This is a genomic window from Yersinia hibernica (assembly GCF_004124235.1).
GTDB lineage: Bacteria > Pseudomonadota > Gammaproteobacteria > Enterobacterales > Enterobacteriaceae > Yersinia > Yersinia hibernica.
In genome coordinates, this window is the sequence record NZ_CP032487.1 from 3,762,327 (window position 1) to 3,778,734 (window position 16,408).

Below are 16,408 nucleotides of genomic sequence, written 5' to 3' on the forward strand. Positions count from 1 at the left end.
TTAGAATTTCATTATATAACTTTATATTATATATTATTATATAATAATCCACTAAAAATAGCCGATGTACTGGCTTGCATCTGAATATCTGCCGTTTTATTCTTGCGCAGTATGAGTTCATTAAGAATCCCTATTGCGCTCCAGCAAGCTGTTATGCGCTGTCTGCGTCATAAATTACAGCTGGCGAATCAGCATCTTGGCACCCATTATTCGGAGCCAAAAATCAACTATCATCAACGTGGTACTAGCGCGGGTAGCGCGTATCTGCAATCCTTCGAAATTCGCCTCAATCCAATATTATTGTTGGAAAATCAGCAGCTTTTTATTGATGAAGTGGTGCCGCACGAACTGGCGCATTTGCTGGTCTATCGTCAATTTGGTCAGGTGGCACCGCACGGCCAAGAATGGCGCTGGATGATGGAACAGGTGCTGCAAGTTCCGGCCAGCCGCACTCATCAGTTTGAAGTGGCCTCGGTGCGCAGTAAGACTTTCAATTATCAGTGTAAATGCCAGCAGCACGCCTTAACTATTCGCCGTCACAATAAAGTGCAACGTGGCGAGAGTGAGTACCGCTGCCGCGAATGTGGCGAAAAACTGCAATTTGTAACAGTAAAAAACAGTTAGAGCCCCTTTTTACTTGTTATAAAACAGCAAGTTAATTTGCCATTCACAGCTATTATCTATAACCTGCCAGCTTTTCATCATCAGGCTGTTTTGAGATATGCTACGCAAGCTTCTGTTTCTGTTGGTTTTGTCCTTCCCGCTGTTTTCGCTGTCCGGTTACAGTCAAAGCATTAATAACTTTTCTCAAGCCAAAGTCGTGGCGGCAAAAATCAATCAAGATGCGCCCGGTAGTTTTTATTGTGGCTGCAAGATTGACTGGCAAGGTAAAAAAGGGATTCCAGACCTGGGGAGTTGCGGCTATCAACCACGTAAAAATGCCCAACGCGCCGCAAGAATTGAGTGGGAGCATGTCGTCCCGGCCTGGCAATTTGGCCACCAGCGCCAATGTTGGCAACAAGGCGGGCGCAAAAATTGTGCTAAAGACCCGGTCTATCGTCAGATAGAGACTGATTTGCATAACCTACAACCCGCTATTGGCGAGGTGAATGGTGATCGCAATAACTTTATGTATTCCCAATGGAACGGTGGCAACGGCCAATACGGCCAGTGTGACATGAAAGTCGACTTCAAAAATAAGCGGGCAGAACCCCCAGCACGCGCACGGGGGGCTATAGCACGGACTTACTTTTATATGCGCGACCAATATCAACTGCGGCTTTCCAGTCAACAAAGCAAGTTGTTCGAGGTGTGGAATCGCCAGTACCCAGTGACAAACTGGGAATGTCTGCGTGATGAGCGGGTGGCAAAAGCACAAGGGAATCATAACCCTTATGTACAACGGGCTTGCCAGCAGCAAAAAGGCTAATCTAGTATACTGGTCAATGTTTTCGTTTCAGGGCTCAAAATAACTTATGCGCATCCCCCGCATTTACCATCCACAACCTTTGCAGGCCAATACCACACTGGCGCTCAGTGATGAAGCCGCCAATCATGTCGGCCGCGTACTGCGGATGACGTCAGGGCAAAGCTTGCAATTATTTGATGGCAGTAATCAGGTGTTCGCGGCTGAAATCATCCGAGTCGATAAAAAAGGCCTGATTGTTCAACTGGCACAAGGGCAGCTAGAAGACCGCGAATCCCCCTTGAATCTGCATTTGGGCCAGGTGATTTCCCGTGGGGAAAAAATGGAGTTTACTGTCCAGAAATCCATTGAACTGGGGGTTAATGTGATTACTCCGCTGTTTTCTGAGCGCTGCGGCGTTAAGCTGGATGGCGAGCGCCTGGCGAAGAAAATTCAACAATGGCAAAAAATTGCGATTGCGGCTTGTGAGCAGTGCGGGCGCAATAAGATCCCAGAGATCCGTGCGGCAATGCCGCTATCTGAATGGTGTGCTGAACAAGATGACAGTTTGAAGTTGAATCTGCATCCCCGCGCCAGTCACAGCATCAATACCCTTCCCGCATCACTCAACAAAGTGCGGTTGTTGATAGGCCCGGAAGGCGGCCTTTCTGCCGATGAAATTGCCATGACAGCAAGCCTAGGATTTACTGATATCCTGCTAGGGCCGCGAGTCCTGCGTACCGAAACTACAGCCCTGACCGCCATCACTGCTTTGCAGGTGCGGTTTGGTGATCTGGGATAAAATTCGTTCCCATTAGGAGAGAAGAATGATCAAGCTCGGCATCGTAATGGACCCAATCTCGTCCATTAATATCAAGAAAGACTCCAGTTTCGCTATGCTGTTGGAAGCACAGCGCCGTGGTTGGGAACTGCATTATATGGAGATGGGCGACCTTTACTTGCGCGGGGGAGATGGCCGTGCCCGCACCCGCCTGCTGAGTGTGAAACAGGACCAAGACAACTGGTTCAGTTTTGGTGCAGAGCAAGACCTGCCACTGCATGACCTTGATGTTATTCTGATGCGCAAAGACCCGCCATTTGATACTGAATTCATTTACGCCACCTATATCCTGGAGCGCGCAGAAGATAAAGGGACGCTGGTGGTGAATAAACCGCAGAGCTTGCGCGACTGCAACGAAAAGCTGTTTACGGCATGGTTCCCAGAGCTAACCCCGGATACACTGGTCAGTCGCAGTAAAGAACATATCCGTAAATTCCATCAGGAACATGGCGATATCATTCTGAAACCCTTAGATGGGATGGGCGGCACCTCAATATTCCGCGTGAAGCAGGATGACCCTAACTTGTCCGTTATCATTGAAACTCTGACCGAACTGGGGAACCGCTTCTGTATGGCGCAGAACTTCCTGCCGGCCATTAAAGAGGGTGATAAACGTGTATTGGTGGTGGATGGTGAACCCGTACCTTACTGCCTAGCGCGTATTCCGGCACAGGGCGAAACGCGAGGTAATCTGGCGGCCGGTGGCCGTGGTGAAGCTCGCCCACTTAGCGAAAGTGACTGGAAAATTGCCCGTGCAGTTGCACCTGTACTGAAACAAAAAGGTTTAATTTTTGTTGGGTTAGATATCATCGGCGATCGCCTAACAGAAATTAATGTTACCAGCCCAACCTGTATACGCGAAATTGAAGCCGCTTTCCCGGATGTCTCGATTACTGGCATGCTGATGGATGCAATTGAAGTGCGCCTGGCGACTAAATAAACCGGTTGCTCACTCCAAAAAACTTGAAACCGCAGCCAACACCCTGCGGCTTCAAGGATAAAGTATCCCCACAGTCATTGGAGTTGCAGGTAGGCGGCAAGAGAATAAATCCCGATGAGCTTACTCAAGTCAGTGATTCGGGTGCGTGAGCGCAGCCAACAACCCTGCGGCTTCAAGGACAAAGGGGATCCGTGACTTTATCTGCATTTATCCGCATACTGACATGAGTTTCTCCCTTAACTCAGCGAATCCCCTATATAATATAATGAATTTACAGCATCATTTTCTTATCGCTATGCCTTCACTTCAGGACCCGCAATTTATGCGTTCAGTTATCTATATCTGTGAGCATAATAAAGAGGGTGCTATGGGTTTGGTGATTAACAAGCCTGTAGAGCAGTTCACGGTCGAAACTGTATTGAAAAAACTGAAAATCAGCCCCACGCCACGTGATCCCTCAATCAGACTGGATAAACCGGTGTTGGCAGGTGGCCCACTGGCGGAAGATCGCGGGTTTATCCTGCATTCGCCACAGGAGGGTTTCAGCTCCAGTATCCCTATCTCGCCAGATACCATGATAACCACCTCCAAAGATGTACTGGAGACATTAGGAACCCCGGAACAACCTAAAAATCTGCTGGTAGCGCTGGGCTATGCGGGCTGGCAACAGGGGCAATTAGAGCAGGAATTACTGGATAATGTCTGGCTGACCATTGAGGCGGATGCAAATATCCTGTTTCACACCCCGATTTCTGAACGCTGGCAAGCTGCGGCCAATAAGTTGGGTATCAATATCTTTAATATTGCGCCACAAGCGGGGCATGCCTGATGGCTAATCGCACAATTATCGCTTTTGATTTTGGTACCAAAAGTATCGGTGTTGCTATTGGCCAAGAAGTCACTGGCACCGCCAGAGCCCTGACCTCCTTTAAAGCCCAAGATGGCACTCCGGACTGGCAGAAAGTCGAAAAACTGCTGAAAGAGTGGCAACCTGATTTAGTTGTCATTGGGTTGCCCCTGAATATGGATGGCACCGAGCAACCGCTGACAGCCCGCGCACGCCGGTTTGCTAACCGCCTGCATGGCCGCTTTGGTGTACAGATTGCCTTACAGGATGAACGCCTCAGTACCGTCGAGGCCCGCGCTAATTTGTTTGACAGTGGCGGCTATCGTGCTCTGGACAAAGGCAGTGTCGATGCCGCTTCTGCGGTTATTATTCTGGAAAGTTGGTTTGATGAGCAGGCGGGCTAAGTTCCCTGCTTTGCGTTTTCCACTGGCTATTTCTACATTCTGTTTCCGCAATCTGGCCCCGCACTCCCAGCACAGCATGGCACCCATGCCTGCACAATTGTATACTGGGATTATGCCAATCAGCGGCTCAAAATATTGCACACCCTTTGCGGGTGTTTTTTACATTTATTGAGGTTTTCTCATGACAAAAGTAACTGTTGCTGCGACTCAAATGGCCTGTTCCTGGGATCTGCCTAAGAACATTGAAAATGCCGAGAAACTGGTACGTCAGGCGCATGCCAAAGGCGCACAAATCATCCTGATTCAGGAGCTATTTGCCGCCCCTTATTTCTGTATTGATCAAAGCCCGGAACACTATGCACTAGCCCAAGAGCTAGACAACAGCCCGCTTATCCAACATTTTTCCAAGTTGGCACGTGACCTGGCAGTCGTATTGCCCCTGAGTTTCTTTGAGAAAGCCAATAACGCGTATTACAACTCGCTGGTCATGATTGATGCCGATGGTTCAGTTTTGGATGTGTATCGCAAAACTCACATTCCTAATGGCCCGGCATATCAAGAAAAACAGTTCTTTATCCCAGGTGATACCGGCTTTAAAGTCTGGCAAACACGCTACGCCAAAATCGGTGTTGGTATCTGTTGGGATCAGTGGTTCCCGGAAACCGCCCGTAGCCTGGCATTGCTGGGTGCAGAAATCATTTTCTACCCAACGGCCATTGGTTCTGAACCTGCCTATCCTGAGATTGACAGTCAGCCGCACTGGACTCGGGTCCAGCAAGGTCACGCCGCAGCAAATCTGGTACCCGTAATTGCTTCTAACCGCATTGGTACCGAGAAAAGCAAATATATTGATGGCTTGGAAATGACGTTCTACGGCTCTTCATTTATTGCTGACCAAACCGGTGCGCTGTTGGCTCAAGCTAACAAAACCGACGAAGCTGTTTTAGTGCATGAGTTCGATTTGCAGGAAATCGCCGCGCAACGTGCGTCATGGGGGTTGTTCCGCGATCGCCGCCCAGAAATGTATCAAACTCTCGCCACTTCTGACGGCAAAACCCGGAGATAATTTATGTCTGCTCAAGACACTGTGTTACCAAAATCTTCGTCACCAGCCCTGGCGCGAACACCGCGGCAGGATGGCTTCTATATGCCAGCCGAATGGGCAAAACAAGATGCCGTCTGGATGTTGTGGCCATATCGTCAGGATAACTGGCGTGGCAAGGGCATCCCGGCACAACAGACGTTTGCCAAAGTCGCGGAAGCCATTAGCCGTACAACGCCGGTCTTTATGGGCGTGCCAGCTGAGTTTATGGCATCCGCCAAGGCCACTCTCCCTGCCAATATCACCTTGGTCGAAATGGAAAGTGACGATGCCTGGATGCGCGATACCGGCCCGACCATGGTCATCAATGGTGCCGGTGAACGCCGCGCGATTGACTGGCAATTTAACGCCTGGGGCGGGCTCAACGGCGGCTTATATGCCAATTGGCAGCAAGATGAGAAAGTTGCCGTTCAAGTGAGCGACTTCCTAAACAATGACCATTACAGCGCCCCGTTGGTGCTGGAAGGTGGCTCTATTCATACTGATGGTGAGGGCACCTTACTGACCACCGCGGAATGTTTGCTCAATCCAAACCGTAACCCGCACTTGAATCAGGCTCAGATTGAACAACTACTGAGCGAATACCTTGGTGTCACACATTTCATCTGGTTACAAGACGGCGTCTATAACGATGAAACTGACGGCCACATCGACAACATGTGCTGCTTCGTTCGCCCAGGTGAAGTTGCACTGCATTGGACTGACGATAAGCAGGATCCGCAATATGCGCGATCTGCTGCCGCCTTTGACGTTCTATCCAATGCGGTAGATGCCAAAGGTCGTAAGCTGAAAATCTGGAAGCTCCCCGCGCCGGGCCCACTGTATAACACAGAAGCCGAGACTTGCGATGTGCTGTCCAGCGACGCGGTGCCGCGCAGCGCTGGTGAACGACTGGCAGGGTCGTACGTCAACTTCCTTATCAGCAATCAACAGATTATTTATCCGCTGTTGGATAATCGCACCGATGGCCTGGCACATGACCTGTTGCAGCAGATGTTCCCAGACTATGCAATTGTCGGCGTTCCTGCACGCGAGATCCTGCTCGGGGGCGGCAATATCCATTGCATTACTCAGCAGATCCCTGCGGCCTAGTTACCCTTCATACCCAGAGCCGCAGCAGTGTGCGCGGCTCTATGTCAATTGACTATTATGATGTTCTGCCAATATCCCCTGTTTTTGCCGCCACGCGATACCCTGCTCAAAAGTTTGCATCCCCCATTGCGCTCCGGTCTGGATTACTGAGGGAAGTTGGTAAGTTTTACCTTCACGAATCAAATGACTGGCTGCCGTAGTCTGTGTCAGGATTTCAAATATGGCGGTACGCCCGCCGCCCACTTTATGACACAATTTTTGAGCAATCACGGCGCGTAAACTGGCTGCCAATTGCGCCTGAATCACTGTTTTTTCTGCCGCTGGGAAAACATCCACCAGCCGATCAATGGCTTGAGTCGCACTGCGGGTATGTAATGTGGCTAATACCAAATGCCCCGTTTCAGCAGCAGTTAGCGCTAAACGAATGGTTTCTTGATCCCGCAATTCCCCGAGCAAGATGATGTCGGGATCCTGACGTAGTGCCCCACTTAGAGCACTACTGAAAGAATGAGTATGACAGCCCAGCTCCCGCTGCTGGATCAAACATGATTGACTGCTATGAATAAATTCAATCGGATCTTCCAGTGTGATGATATGGCGCGATTGTCTCTGATTCATTGCACTTATCATCGCGCTCAATGTGGTGGTTTTCCCGCTACCTGTTGCCCCCGTCACGAGAATCAAACCATTCTCTTTCTCGATAAGTTGGCTAATTACTGGCGGGGCATCCAATTCATCCAGTGATGGGTTGGTTGCCGAAATGACACGAAAAGCTATCGAACGGCCCTGTTGTTGCTGAAAAATATTCGCCCGCAATCTTTGCCCGGCACTGGTGGTATAAGCGCAATCAACTTGCCCACTTTGCTGTAATTGCCTTTGTTGTACCTCATTCAATAAGTGCTGGCTGAGGCTATTTAGCCACCCCGCATGGATACGTGGCCAGTGAGTGAAGGTTTTCAATTCACCATCAATGCGTAATACCGGATGATAACCGGTACAAAGGTGCAGATCCGATGCATTATGATTTACACTAGCCGCCACCTTATTGGCAAAATCTTGTTCATCGAAGCCACTGTCGGCATGTTCAGGGTTTTCTAACTTAATGTATTTGGTGGAAATACGACTGAATACAGGGTTATCCGAATCTGTATCTTCGTCATTCAGACAGGTGAAATCCATATCAAACTCCTGGGTCCATATGAGCACAATTGAGCAGAATCTACAGGATGTCAGAGCGCAAATCGCAGCCGTGGCCCGCAATTGCGGGCGCTCTCCAGAAGAAATAGCCTTGCTTGCAGTCAGTAAAACCAAGCCTGTGACCGCTATCGAAGAAGCTATTACCGCTGGGCAATATGCTTTTGGTGAAAACTATGTGCAGGAAGGGGTGGATAAAATCCACTATTTTGCTGATAACGCCCCCACAACCAATCTTGAATGGCACTTTATCGGCCCGCTGCAATCCAATAAAAGCCGATTAGTGGCAGAAAATTTTGCCTGGTGCCATACCGTCGATAGACTCAAGATTGCACAACGTCTTAGTGCCCAGCGCCCGTCAGAAATGCCCGCGCTGAACATACTGATTCAGGTCAATATCAGTGATGAGCAGAGTAAATCCGGTATCGCACTGTCAGAATTGCCCGCTTTAGCAGCCAGTATCAGTGAACTGCCAAACCTGAATTTACGCGGGTTAATGGCTATTCCAGCACCTGAAACTGACTATCAGCGGCAATTGGCGGTGTTTAAGCAAATGAATCAGGCTTTCTTGACTTTAAAAGCCCGCTACCCTCAGATGGATACACTTTCCATGGGGATGACGGATGATATGGCCGCCGCTATTGCCGCCGGCAGTACTTTAGTGCGTATTGGCACCGCCATTTTTGGCTCCCGCGCTTAACCAGGTGGTTTCGAATCCCAAGGGGAATGAGGAGAATTCATTTAATGCAATATCGTAATATTACATTCATTGGTGCGGGCAATATGGCGCGCGCAATTATCGCAGGTTTAGTCGCTGGCGGTTATCCCGCTGAAATGATTAGTGTTTGTGCGCCATCGGCTAAAAATCGTGATGCTCTGGCCGCTGAATTTGGTGTCATTAGCACTGATGACAACATTGCGGCGGCGCAAAAAGCCGAGGTGGTGGTCTTGGCCGTCAAGCCTCAATTAATGGCTGCGGTCTGCTTGCCATTGCGGGAAGGTGTTGATTTTACGGGTAAATTGGTGTTGTCGATTGCCGCAGGTGTTCAGGTAGCGCGCTTTTATTCACTCTTGGGCGATAATCTCAGTTTGGTGCGAATTATGCCCAATACACCAGCATTGGTAGGAAAAGGGATGAGCGGCCTTTATGCCCCAGTGCAAGTCTCGCAGGGTGATCGTGATTTCACGACTTCACTGATGAGTTCGGTGGGTAAGGTTTGTTGGGTGAATGATGAGGACGGTATTAACCATGTTATTGCCGCCGCAGGTAGTGCGCCAGCTTATTTCTTCCTGTTTATGGAAGCCATGCAACAAGAAGCCGAGCAGTTAGGTTTTGACAGTGAAACCGCTCGTTTGTTGGTGCAACAAGCAGCCTCGGGCGCTACCGCATTAGTGGAAGCTAACCCTCAATTACCTCTTTCAACGCTACGTGAGCAGGTAACATCTAAAGGGGGCACGACCGCTGAAGCTATTCGAGTATTTAATGAACAGCACTTACCACAAATCGTTGCCAATGCCATGCAAGCTGCTATCGTGCGAGCAAAAGAGATGGAAAAGCTGTTCTAGCGGCAGCAAAAATTTACAAAATCCGACACTGCCCCTGTCACTTTATCGTTAAGATAGGGGTCTATAAGTATGCGAATACATTTTCATTTATACGTATACCCAAAAAATATTAAGGATAAGGACGAAAGCAACTCATGCTAACGCTGACTTTTCTGGCCAAAACGGTCATTGACCTGTATGTGATGGTACTGCTGTTGCGCATCTGGATGCAGTGGGTTCACAGCGATTTTTATAACCCATTCTCACAATTTGTGGTGAAAATAACCCAACCCATCGTTGGCCCATTGCGGCGGGTTATTCCCTCACTGGGGCCTATCGACAGCGCATCCCTGCTGTTGGCATTCCTGCTGATGACCATCAAGTATCCCCTGCTGGTGCTGATTCAGAGCGGTTCGATGTCACTCAGCCTGTACAACTTGCTGTTTGGTATTATTTCGTTGGTGAAAGCTGCCGGTTACCTGATTTTCTGGGTGATGATTATTCGTGCGCTGATGAGTTGGGTTAGTCAGGGCCGTAGCCCAATGGACTACCTGCTGTATCAGTTAACTGAACCCCTAATGGCACCGATTCGTCGCATTTTGCCTGCTATGGGCGGTATCGACTTCTCGGCAATGGTGGTCATTCTTATTCTGTATCTGATCAATTACTTAGGTATGGATTTACTCGGCGAGCTTTGGTTTGTGCTGTGAGTGCAGTCACCACTTTGCTCGATGGGCTGGCTCTCAGGCTCTATATTCAGCCGAAAGCCAGCCGTGATCAGATAGTCGGTTTACATGGCGATGAACTTAAAGTCGCCATTACCGCCCCACCCGTTGATGGTCAAGCTAATGCCCATTTGGTCAAGTTTATCGCTAAACAGTTTCGGGTCGCAAAAAGCCAAGTGATTATCGAAAAGGGCGAACTGGGGCGGCATAAGCAGATCAAAATTGTTAACCCGCAACAGATCCCGCCCGAAATTGCGGCACTGCTCGATTAATAAATACTTCCCACGAGAATTGGATGATTTATTATCAGCCCAAATAAAATTCAGGACTCTCCATGCAAAAAATAGTATTAGCCACCGGTAACCCCGGCAAAGTGCGTGAACTGGCCAACTTATTGGCCGATTTTGGCTTGGATGTCGTCGCGCAAACCGAGCTGGGTGTTGAATCTGCTGAAGAGACTGGCTTAACTTTTATCGAAAATGCCCTATTAAAAGCACGTCATGCGGCGCAAACTACCGGTTTGCCCGCGATTGCTGACGATTCCGGCTTAGCCGTTGATGCTTTGGCTGGCGCTCCTGGGATTTATTCCGCGCGCTATGCGGGTGCAGATGCCAGTGATCAACAAAACCTTGAGCAGCTACTGGTTGCATTGAAAGATGTTCCTGATGAGCAGCGCGGCGCTCAATTCCACTGTGTGCTGGTTTACATGCGCCATGCAACAGACCCAACCCCACTGGTATTCCATGGGCAATGGCCGGGTGTGATTGCTCACCAACCTGCCGGTGCAGCGGGATTTGGTTATGATCCCATTTTCTATGTTCCGGAGCTGGGTAAAACCGCCGCAGAGCTGACTCGCGAAGAAAAACAGGCGGTTTCCCATCGTGGTCAAGCACTGAAACTGATGTTGGATGCTCTGCGCAATGCTTAAATTACCGCCGCTCAGTCTCTATATCCACATTCCCTGGTGTGTGCAGAAATGCCCTTACTGTGATTTTAATTCCCATGCACTGAAAGGCGATGTCCCCCATCAGGAATATGTCGAGCACTTGCTAGCCGACCTTGATGCCGATGTGGCGCTGGTCAGTGGCCGCGAGATAAGCACTATTTTTATTGGTGGCGGCACGCCAAGTTTGCTCAGCGCCGAAGCTATGCAACAGTTACTCGATGGCGTTCGCGCCCGGTTGCCACTGGCCATCGAGGCTGAAATAACCATGGAAGCCAACCCCGGCGCGGTTGAAGCTGAGCGCTTTAGCGGCTATCAACGCGCGGGTATCAATCGCATTTCTATTGGTGTGCAAAGCTTTAGCGCCCAGAAATTAACGCGCTTGGGGCGTATCCACGGACCGGAAGAGGCTAAACGGGCTGCACAACTGGCAACGTCACTGCAACTGCGCAGTTTTAATCTGGACTTAATGCACGGCCTGCCGGATCAATCGCTGGAAGAAGCTCTGGACGATTTGCGCCAGGCTATTGCATTGAATCCCCCGCATTTGTCTTGGTACCAGCTGACCATTGAGCCCAATACCGGTTTCAGCTCACGCCCCCCCAAGCTGCCAGATGATGACGCACTGTGGAACATTTTCCAGCAAGGCCATCAGTTACTCAGTGCCGCCGGATATCAGCAATATGAAACCTCGGCCTATGCCAAACCAGGTTACCAGTGCCAGCACAATATCAACTACTGGCGCTTTGGCGATTATCTGGGGATTGGTTGCGGTGCCCACGGTAAAATCACTTTTCGTGATGGGCGAATCTTACGCACCATAAAAACTAAGCATCCCCGTGGCTTTATGCAGGGTAAATATCTGGATAAGCAATATGAAGTGGAGGCCGCTGACCGGCCTTTTGAGTTCTTTATGAACCGCTTTCGTTTGCTAGAAGCGGCACCGCGCGCGGATTTCACCCATTTTACCGGATTAGCTGAAAGCACTATTCGCCCGCAGTTAGATGCCGCATTAGCCAAAGGATATTTAGTCGAAACAGAGCAATACTGGCAGATTACCGAGAAAGGGAAATTATTCCTTAACTCACTGTTAGAACTGTTTTTATAAATCTGAGAAGCAAAATAACAGGTTCAGGCACTCTTTTAGACCTGAACCTGTTATCACCACAGCATTAGACTAATTTAATGCTTTCAGTAAATCCTTACGCTGCTGTTCCAAGGCCGTCACCCGCCCACAGACCTCGCGCCCGAACTGCTGAAAATCCTGTTCCTGATTGTTCCATTCATTTTGGATAGCTTGCTGTAAGCCGCCGAGATTGCCCATAATGGCTTGCAAAGGGTTATTGCCGCCACTACCACTGGTTGCCTGCTTAACCCCCATCTCATTCAAACTGTCTTGCAGCACGCCGCCCATGCTTTGTTGCACAATCTGGCGACCATCTTTTTCAACCTGATCAATAGCTTGATGATGGAAAGTTAACCCGTCACTGCGTTTCTCGATAATTCGGCTCATTTGTTGCTTAAGCTGGTCATTAAGGGTCGTCAGGCGGTTGCGGACATTACTGCTGCTGCCCAGCTGCTGAACAATCACTTTATCCAGTGAAATCCGTGCTTTTTCCAGACGTTGCTGTGCGCCATTGTCTATCCAAGGTAGGTCCTTGCGCAAGGCGGTCTGATAGCGAAAAGCCTGTTGGCGCTGTGCATCGCTCAAAGTTAATATCTTGCCATTACGGGTGATATCACCATCGGGCGAGATCTGTAAATTACCGCTGGCACCCACCACTTGCACAGATTGTGGGCTGATAATGACATCATCCTGCGGTTTGACACTGCACTGGTAATTCGCTTGCGCCTGCCAAGTGGTCAGCATCAATACCGCCAGACCTGCCGCTCGTAATGCTTTCATTTTAAGTAACATAAGACTCCTGAAAAGCTGTGCCATGTAATATTTCTATGGCGCTATCGCTATTTATAACCTGCTAACCCCTACCCTGCCAGAATTTACTTAGGGCCTGAAGGGGAGCTGTCCTAAAAAATAGAGCGGCCAATCCGCTGTGCCAGTAGCTCTAAGGCAGCAGTTCCGGCAAGAGAGTTCCCCGCGGGGTCTAATTCAGGTGACCAAACTGCAATACATAACTCCTCGGGCACAATGGCAATAATCCCACCACCGACCCCCGATTTACCTGGCATACCGACGCGAAAGGCAAATTCACCGGCTCCATCATACATACCACTGGTAATCATCAGAGCATTGATTTGCCGTGCTTGCATCGGGGTAAGCAACGATTCATGTCCGCTAATACTGCGTCCCTGATTTGCCAGATACACAAAGCAGCGGGCCAGCTCGACACAACTCAGGCGCATGGCGCAATAGTGAAAATAGGTCTGAAGCACCGTCAGCACATCATTGTGGAAATTACCGAAAGACTTCATCAGATAGGCGATTGCCGCATTACGGTCTGAATGCTCAAATTCCGATCGTGCCACACGAGAATCATAGCTAATGCTGTCATCATTCACGAGTTGGCGCACCACTTCTAGCATCCGTTGTTTGGGCGCACTGAGGCGGCTTTGCAGCATATCGCACACCACCAATGCCCCAGGATTAATAAAGGGATTGCGCGGTTTTCCCTGTTCTAACTCCAACTGTACCAGTGAGTTAAACGGTTGGCCCGATGGCTCTTTGCCAACCCGCTGCCAGACATCCTGTTCACCATAACGGGATAGTGCCAGAGTCAGGCTTAACACTTTTGAAATCGATTGGATAGAAAAGCGCTCATCGGCATCCCCCGCCTGATATATCGTGCCATCCAGCATACAGACCGCGATGGCCAATTTGTCAGCCGACACTTCGGCGAGTGCCGGAATATAATCAGCCACTTTCCCCTGACCAATCAGCGGGCGAACCTGCTGCAAGATATCCTCCAGCAAGGCATTATCTAAAGCTGCTGTCACAACAATGCTCCCAATAACTCTTCGGTAACCGTTTCCGCTAACTGCAACTAATAAAAACAAAGGCGCCTGCTTAGGCGCCCTTATTGATTATCTACCGCTAAAACGGAAGATCAATCCCACCAGATATCAAACAGCTCTGTGGTTTCTACATTTTTCAATTTACGATCTTCCAGCCATTTCGTCACCAGCGCACGGTGCTCATCAGTGCAATGACCAATCTCTTGCAGGCAAATCAGGCCTTCCCACTGCAAATAGCCGCTGCCATCAAATGCCAGCCCATTTGCTTCAATGACTTCATCGATAAATGCATCGACAGTTTTATCAATCACATCAACATCGGTACCTTCAGGGAAGGTCCACTGTACAGAAAAACCTAACTCCTGAAACTCGTCGATATGCATTTTTTTGCGTAAACGGCGACTGCGATTCTTAGCCATTATAATATCCTATTTGATTTTAATGGTATTTTTGAGTGTCTTAACTAAAATCTTAATTTTAACCTACACTTTAATAACCATCTGATTTTCAGTAGCTTATCAATATCACGAGTTTAGCAGATACGAGCAGCATGCGCCTAGCTTATCCTCACTCACTTGAGGTTTCATGCAGATGCTGCCAAAGCAGCCCGCGGTCGCTGAGACGGAACACCACGGTGGAATGGCGCACGGTGGCTGGCTGCCCGGGCAAACTTTGCTTTTCACTGTAGCTAATGACCGCACCTTCAGGCCACTGTGCCACGGTTTCAATATGGCTTAATTCAATTTTCAACCCTTGTTTTCCCGCTTTTTGTCCTTGAAAAAAGGCACTCAGCTCGGCAAAGCCCAACTTGGCACCGCCGATGGTTACCATGGAAAACGTTGGAGCAAAGTGTGCCAGCAAGGCTTGGATATCGCCTTCACCTTTTCCCAGCCAGTGCTCAATGGCGACATGGGCGGTAATGACTTCGTTAACAAACGGGTTCATATTGATTCCTGTTGTGCGTTGAGTTGACGCACGATAGCGTGATTATTAAAACGCAGACATAGCACGGCGGGTATCAGCGTACTGGCGGCGGCGAAGTAAAAACAGCCCGCGTAAGCACTGGCGGCGGGCAACACCTCTAGCAGCTTATTGAGCAGCAGGCTCATGATGGCGACCCCCAGGCAGAAACTTAACTGACGGTTGATGTTCCATAACGCGCTGGCCTGCGCAAGCTGTGTATTGTTCACCGCCAGAAATGCGCTGCTCTGAGCGGTACTGCTGCATAAACTACCGCCCAACCCCATCATAGCAAAGGCTGCCAGCAGTAAAGAAAACTGCTCCGCGCTGTGGATCCGGGTCAGTAGCAATATCCCCAATCCCTGAAGCAGACATCCCACAATCAGTAGCGGACGCGGGCCAATACGGTTGAACTGCTTACCGGTAACAGTGATGGCCAGCAGAGATGCAATCGACCATGGAATCATCAGGCTGCCGACGAGTATCGCGCGCATGCCCAGCTGATTTTGCAGCCAGAGCATCGTGACCAGACTCACTCCGATAAACATTCCCGGAATGCACTGATAAATTATCATCGCATAACGAAAGAGAGGCTCCTGAACCAGGCGCAGATTAAGCAGCGGTTGATGGTGGCGCAGGCTGTGGCGAACATAACCAGCAAACAGCAGCAGACCGCCGGTGAGCAGAGTCATACCTGATAACAGCTTGCTGTTCTCGGCAAGGTACGTTAAACCGAGCAATATCAGCAACAATGCCCCACAGCTACTCAGTAAACCGATGAAGTCGAGTTTAGTGTGGGAGGCGATAAGTGGTTCTTTACGCAGCCAAACTGCGGCGAGTATCAGAGCGAGCAAAGCCAGCGGCAGATTAGCGAAAAAGACCCAGCGCCAACTAAGACTCTCCACTATCAATCCACCCAGCGCAGGGGAAAGGGCCGGAGCCAAAAGACCGACCACCATGATGGCCGCAGTGAGTCTGGCGCGTTCGTGGGGACGGTAGAGCTGATAAGCCAGCGTTTGCCCTACTGGAATCAGCAGCCCGCCGCCCAGCCCCTGAATGGCCCGCCAACCGATCAATTGGCCGATAGACTGTGAGCTGCCTGCGCCGAGCGTCGCCAACAAAAACAAGCCAAGTGACAGCAACAACACTTGGCGCTCGCCGACGCGCTGGGCCAGCCAGGCACTCAGAGGGATAACAAGTGTTAGCCCGAGAATATAGCTATTGCTCACCCAGGCAAGTTCGCTAACCGACGCGCTCAGCCCATGAGCAATGGCGGGATAAGCCACGTTAGCGATAAACATATTGATTAAATCGACGAAAAAACCTAGCAGATAGACAGCGGAAACTTTGTTGCGATAGGACATGAAACCTCCGGTTAGAGGTCACAAGTGTAGCGGCATCTAAACTACGGGATAAGTCACCGCCGAAGCATTATAC

At 49.7% G+C, this 16,408-nt stretch carries 20 protein-coding genes; 14 read left to right on the forward strand and 6 right to left on the reverse strand.

Annotated elements, in window-relative coordinates; translation table 11 throughout:
• Positions 1-111: 111 nt before the first annotated feature.
• From D5F51_RS17715 to aguA, 8 genes are all read left to right on the forward strand, one after another.
• The gene (locus tag D5F51_RS17715) at positions 112-624 is read left to right on the forward strand and encodes a SprT family zinc-dependent metalloprotease (protein ID WP_129198170.1); all 513 of its coding nucleotides are present in this window, start codon (positions 112-114) and stop codon (positions 622-624) included.
• Between the two features lie 97 nt (positions 625-721).
• Positions 722-1,429 carry a deoxyribonuclease I gene (endA, locus tag D5F51_RS17720; protein ID WP_087769424.1) on the forward strand — a complete coding sequence of 236 codons (708 nt, stop codon included), beginning with the start codon at positions 722-724 and terminating at the stop codon, positions 1,427-1,429.
• 46 nt (positions 1,430-1,475) lie between these two features.
• Positions 1,476-2,207 (forward strand): 16S rRNA (uracil(1498)-N(3))-methyltransferase, encoded by a 732-nt coding sequence (gene rsmE / locus D5F51_RS17725; RefSeq protein ID WP_129198172.1) that lies wholly within the window; start codon positions 1,476-1,478, stop codon positions 2,205-2,207.
• A 25-nt stretch (positions 2,208-2,232) separates the two neighbouring features.
• On the forward strand, positions 2,233-3,186 hold the full coding sequence (gshB, locus tag D5F51_RS17730; protein WP_129198174.1) for a glutathione synthase: 954 nt from the start codon (positions 2,233-2,235) through the stop codon (positions 3,184-3,186).
• Positions 3,187-3,451: 265 nt separating this feature from the next.
• A complete protein-coding gene (locus D5F51_RS17735; protein WP_025377150.1) occupies positions 3,452-4,015 on the forward strand; it encodes a YqgE/AlgH family protein in 564 nt (187 codons plus the stop codon).
• Positions 4,015-4,437, forward strand: a complete 423-nt coding sequence (ruvX, locus tag D5F51_RS17740) for a Holliday junction resolvase RuvX (RefSeq protein WP_025377151.1) — start codon at positions 4,015-4,017, stop codon at positions 4,435-4,437. Before D5F51_RS17735 ends, ruvX begins: the two co-directional genes overlap by 1 nt.
• A gap of 181 nt (positions 4,438-4,618) precedes the next feature.
• Entirely contained in the window at positions 4,619-5,503 is an 885-nt protein-coding gene (aguB, locus tag D5F51_RS17745; protein WP_025377152.1) for an N-carbamoylputrescine amidase, read from the forward strand.
• 3 nt (positions 5,504-5,506) lie between these two features.
• Positions 5,507-6,631, forward strand: a complete 1,125-nt coding sequence (aguA, locus tag D5F51_RS17750; protein ID WP_025377153.1) for an agmatine deiminase — start codon at positions 5,507-5,509, stop codon at positions 6,629-6,631.
• A gap of 39 nt (positions 6,632-6,670) precedes the next feature.
• On the opposite strand, the gene D5F51_RS17755 is transcribed toward aguA, so the two are convergent.
• Positions 6,671-7,810, reverse strand: a complete 1,140-nt coding sequence (locus D5F51_RS17755; protein WP_129198176.1) for a type IV pilus twitching motility protein PilT — start codon at positions 7,808-7,810, stop codon at positions 6,671-6,673.
• Positions 7,811-7,829: 19 nt separating this feature from the next.
• Between D5F51_RS17755 and D5F51_RS17760 the strand changes: the two genes are divergently transcribed.
• From D5F51_RS17760 to hemW, 6 genes are all read left to right on the forward strand, one after another.
• Positions 7,830-8,525, forward strand: coding sequence for a YggS family pyridoxal phosphate-dependent enzyme (locus D5F51_RS17760; RefSeq protein WP_129198178.1), 696 nt, complete (start codon positions 7,830-7,832; stop codon positions 8,523-8,525).
• A 44-nt stretch (positions 8,526-8,569) separates the two neighbouring features.
• Positions 8,570-9,391 carry a pyrroline-5-carboxylate reductase gene (proC, locus tag D5F51_RS17765; RefSeq protein WP_129198180.1) on the forward strand — a complete coding sequence of 274 codons (822 nt, stop codon included), beginning with the start codon at positions 8,570-8,572 and terminating at the stop codon, positions 9,389-9,391.
• Between the two features lie 134 nt (positions 9,392-9,525).
• The gene (locus D5F51_RS17770; protein ID WP_005157142.1) at positions 9,526-10,080 is read left to right on the forward strand and encodes a YggT family protein; all 555 of its coding nucleotides are present in this window, start codon (positions 9,526-9,528) and stop codon (positions 10,078-10,080) included.
• Positions 10,077-10,367, forward strand: coding sequence for a DUF167 family protein YggU (gene yggU, locus D5F51_RS17775; protein WP_025377157.1), 291 nt, complete (start codon positions 10,077-10,079; stop codon positions 10,365-10,367). Before D5F51_RS17770 ends, yggU begins: the two co-directional genes overlap by 4 nt.
• Before the next feature lie 62 nt (positions 10,368-10,429).
• Positions 10,430-11,023: an XTP/dITP diphosphatase gene (locus tag D5F51_RS17780; RefSeq protein WP_025377158.1), complete on the forward strand. Its 594-nt coding sequence runs from the start codon at positions 10,430-10,432 to the stop codon at positions 11,021-11,023.
• Positions 11,016-12,146: a radical SAM family heme chaperone HemW gene (gene hemW / locus D5F51_RS17785; protein ID WP_129198182.1), complete on the forward strand. Its 1,131-nt coding sequence runs from the start codon at positions 11,016-11,018 to the stop codon at positions 12,144-12,146. Before D5F51_RS17780 ends, hemW begins: the two co-directional genes overlap by 8 nt.
• A 69-nt stretch (positions 12,147-12,215) precedes the next feature.
• Here the strand turns inward: hemW and D5F51_RS17790 are convergent, their stop codons facing one another.
• The 5 genes from D5F51_RS17790 to D5F51_RS17810 form a co-directional block, all read right to left on the reverse strand.
• The gene (locus tag D5F51_RS17790) at positions 12,216-12,956 is read right to left on the reverse strand and encodes a YggN family protein (protein ID WP_129198184.1); all 741 of its coding nucleotides are present in this window, start codon (positions 12,954-12,956) and stop codon (positions 12,216-12,218) included.
• Positions 12,957-13,066: 110 nt separating this feature from the next.
• The gene (gene glsB / locus D5F51_RS17795) at positions 13,067-13,993 is read right to left on the reverse strand and encodes a glutaminase B (RefSeq protein WP_025377161.1); all 927 of its coding nucleotides are present in this window, start codon (positions 13,991-13,993) and stop codon (positions 13,067-13,069) included.
• 110 nt (positions 13,994-14,103) lie between these two features.
• Positions 14,104-14,430, reverse strand: coding sequence for a YggL family protein (locus D5F51_RS17800; protein ID WP_025377162.1), 327 nt, complete (start codon positions 14,428-14,430; stop codon positions 14,104-14,106).
• 148 nt (positions 14,431-14,578) lie between these two features.
• Complete coding sequence (locus D5F51_RS17805; RefSeq protein ID WP_129198186.1) at positions 14,579-14,956, reverse strand: nuclear transport factor 2 family protein; 378 nt, start codon at positions 14,954-14,956, stop codon at positions 14,579-14,581.
• Positions 14,953-16,335, reverse strand: a complete 1,383-nt coding sequence (locus tag D5F51_RS17810; RefSeq protein ID WP_129198188.1) for an MFS transporter — start codon at positions 16,333-16,335, stop codon at positions 14,953-14,955. Before D5F51_RS17810 ends, D5F51_RS17805 begins: the two co-directional genes overlap by 4 nt.
• Between the last annotated feature and the right edge of the window lie 73 nt (positions 16,336-16,408).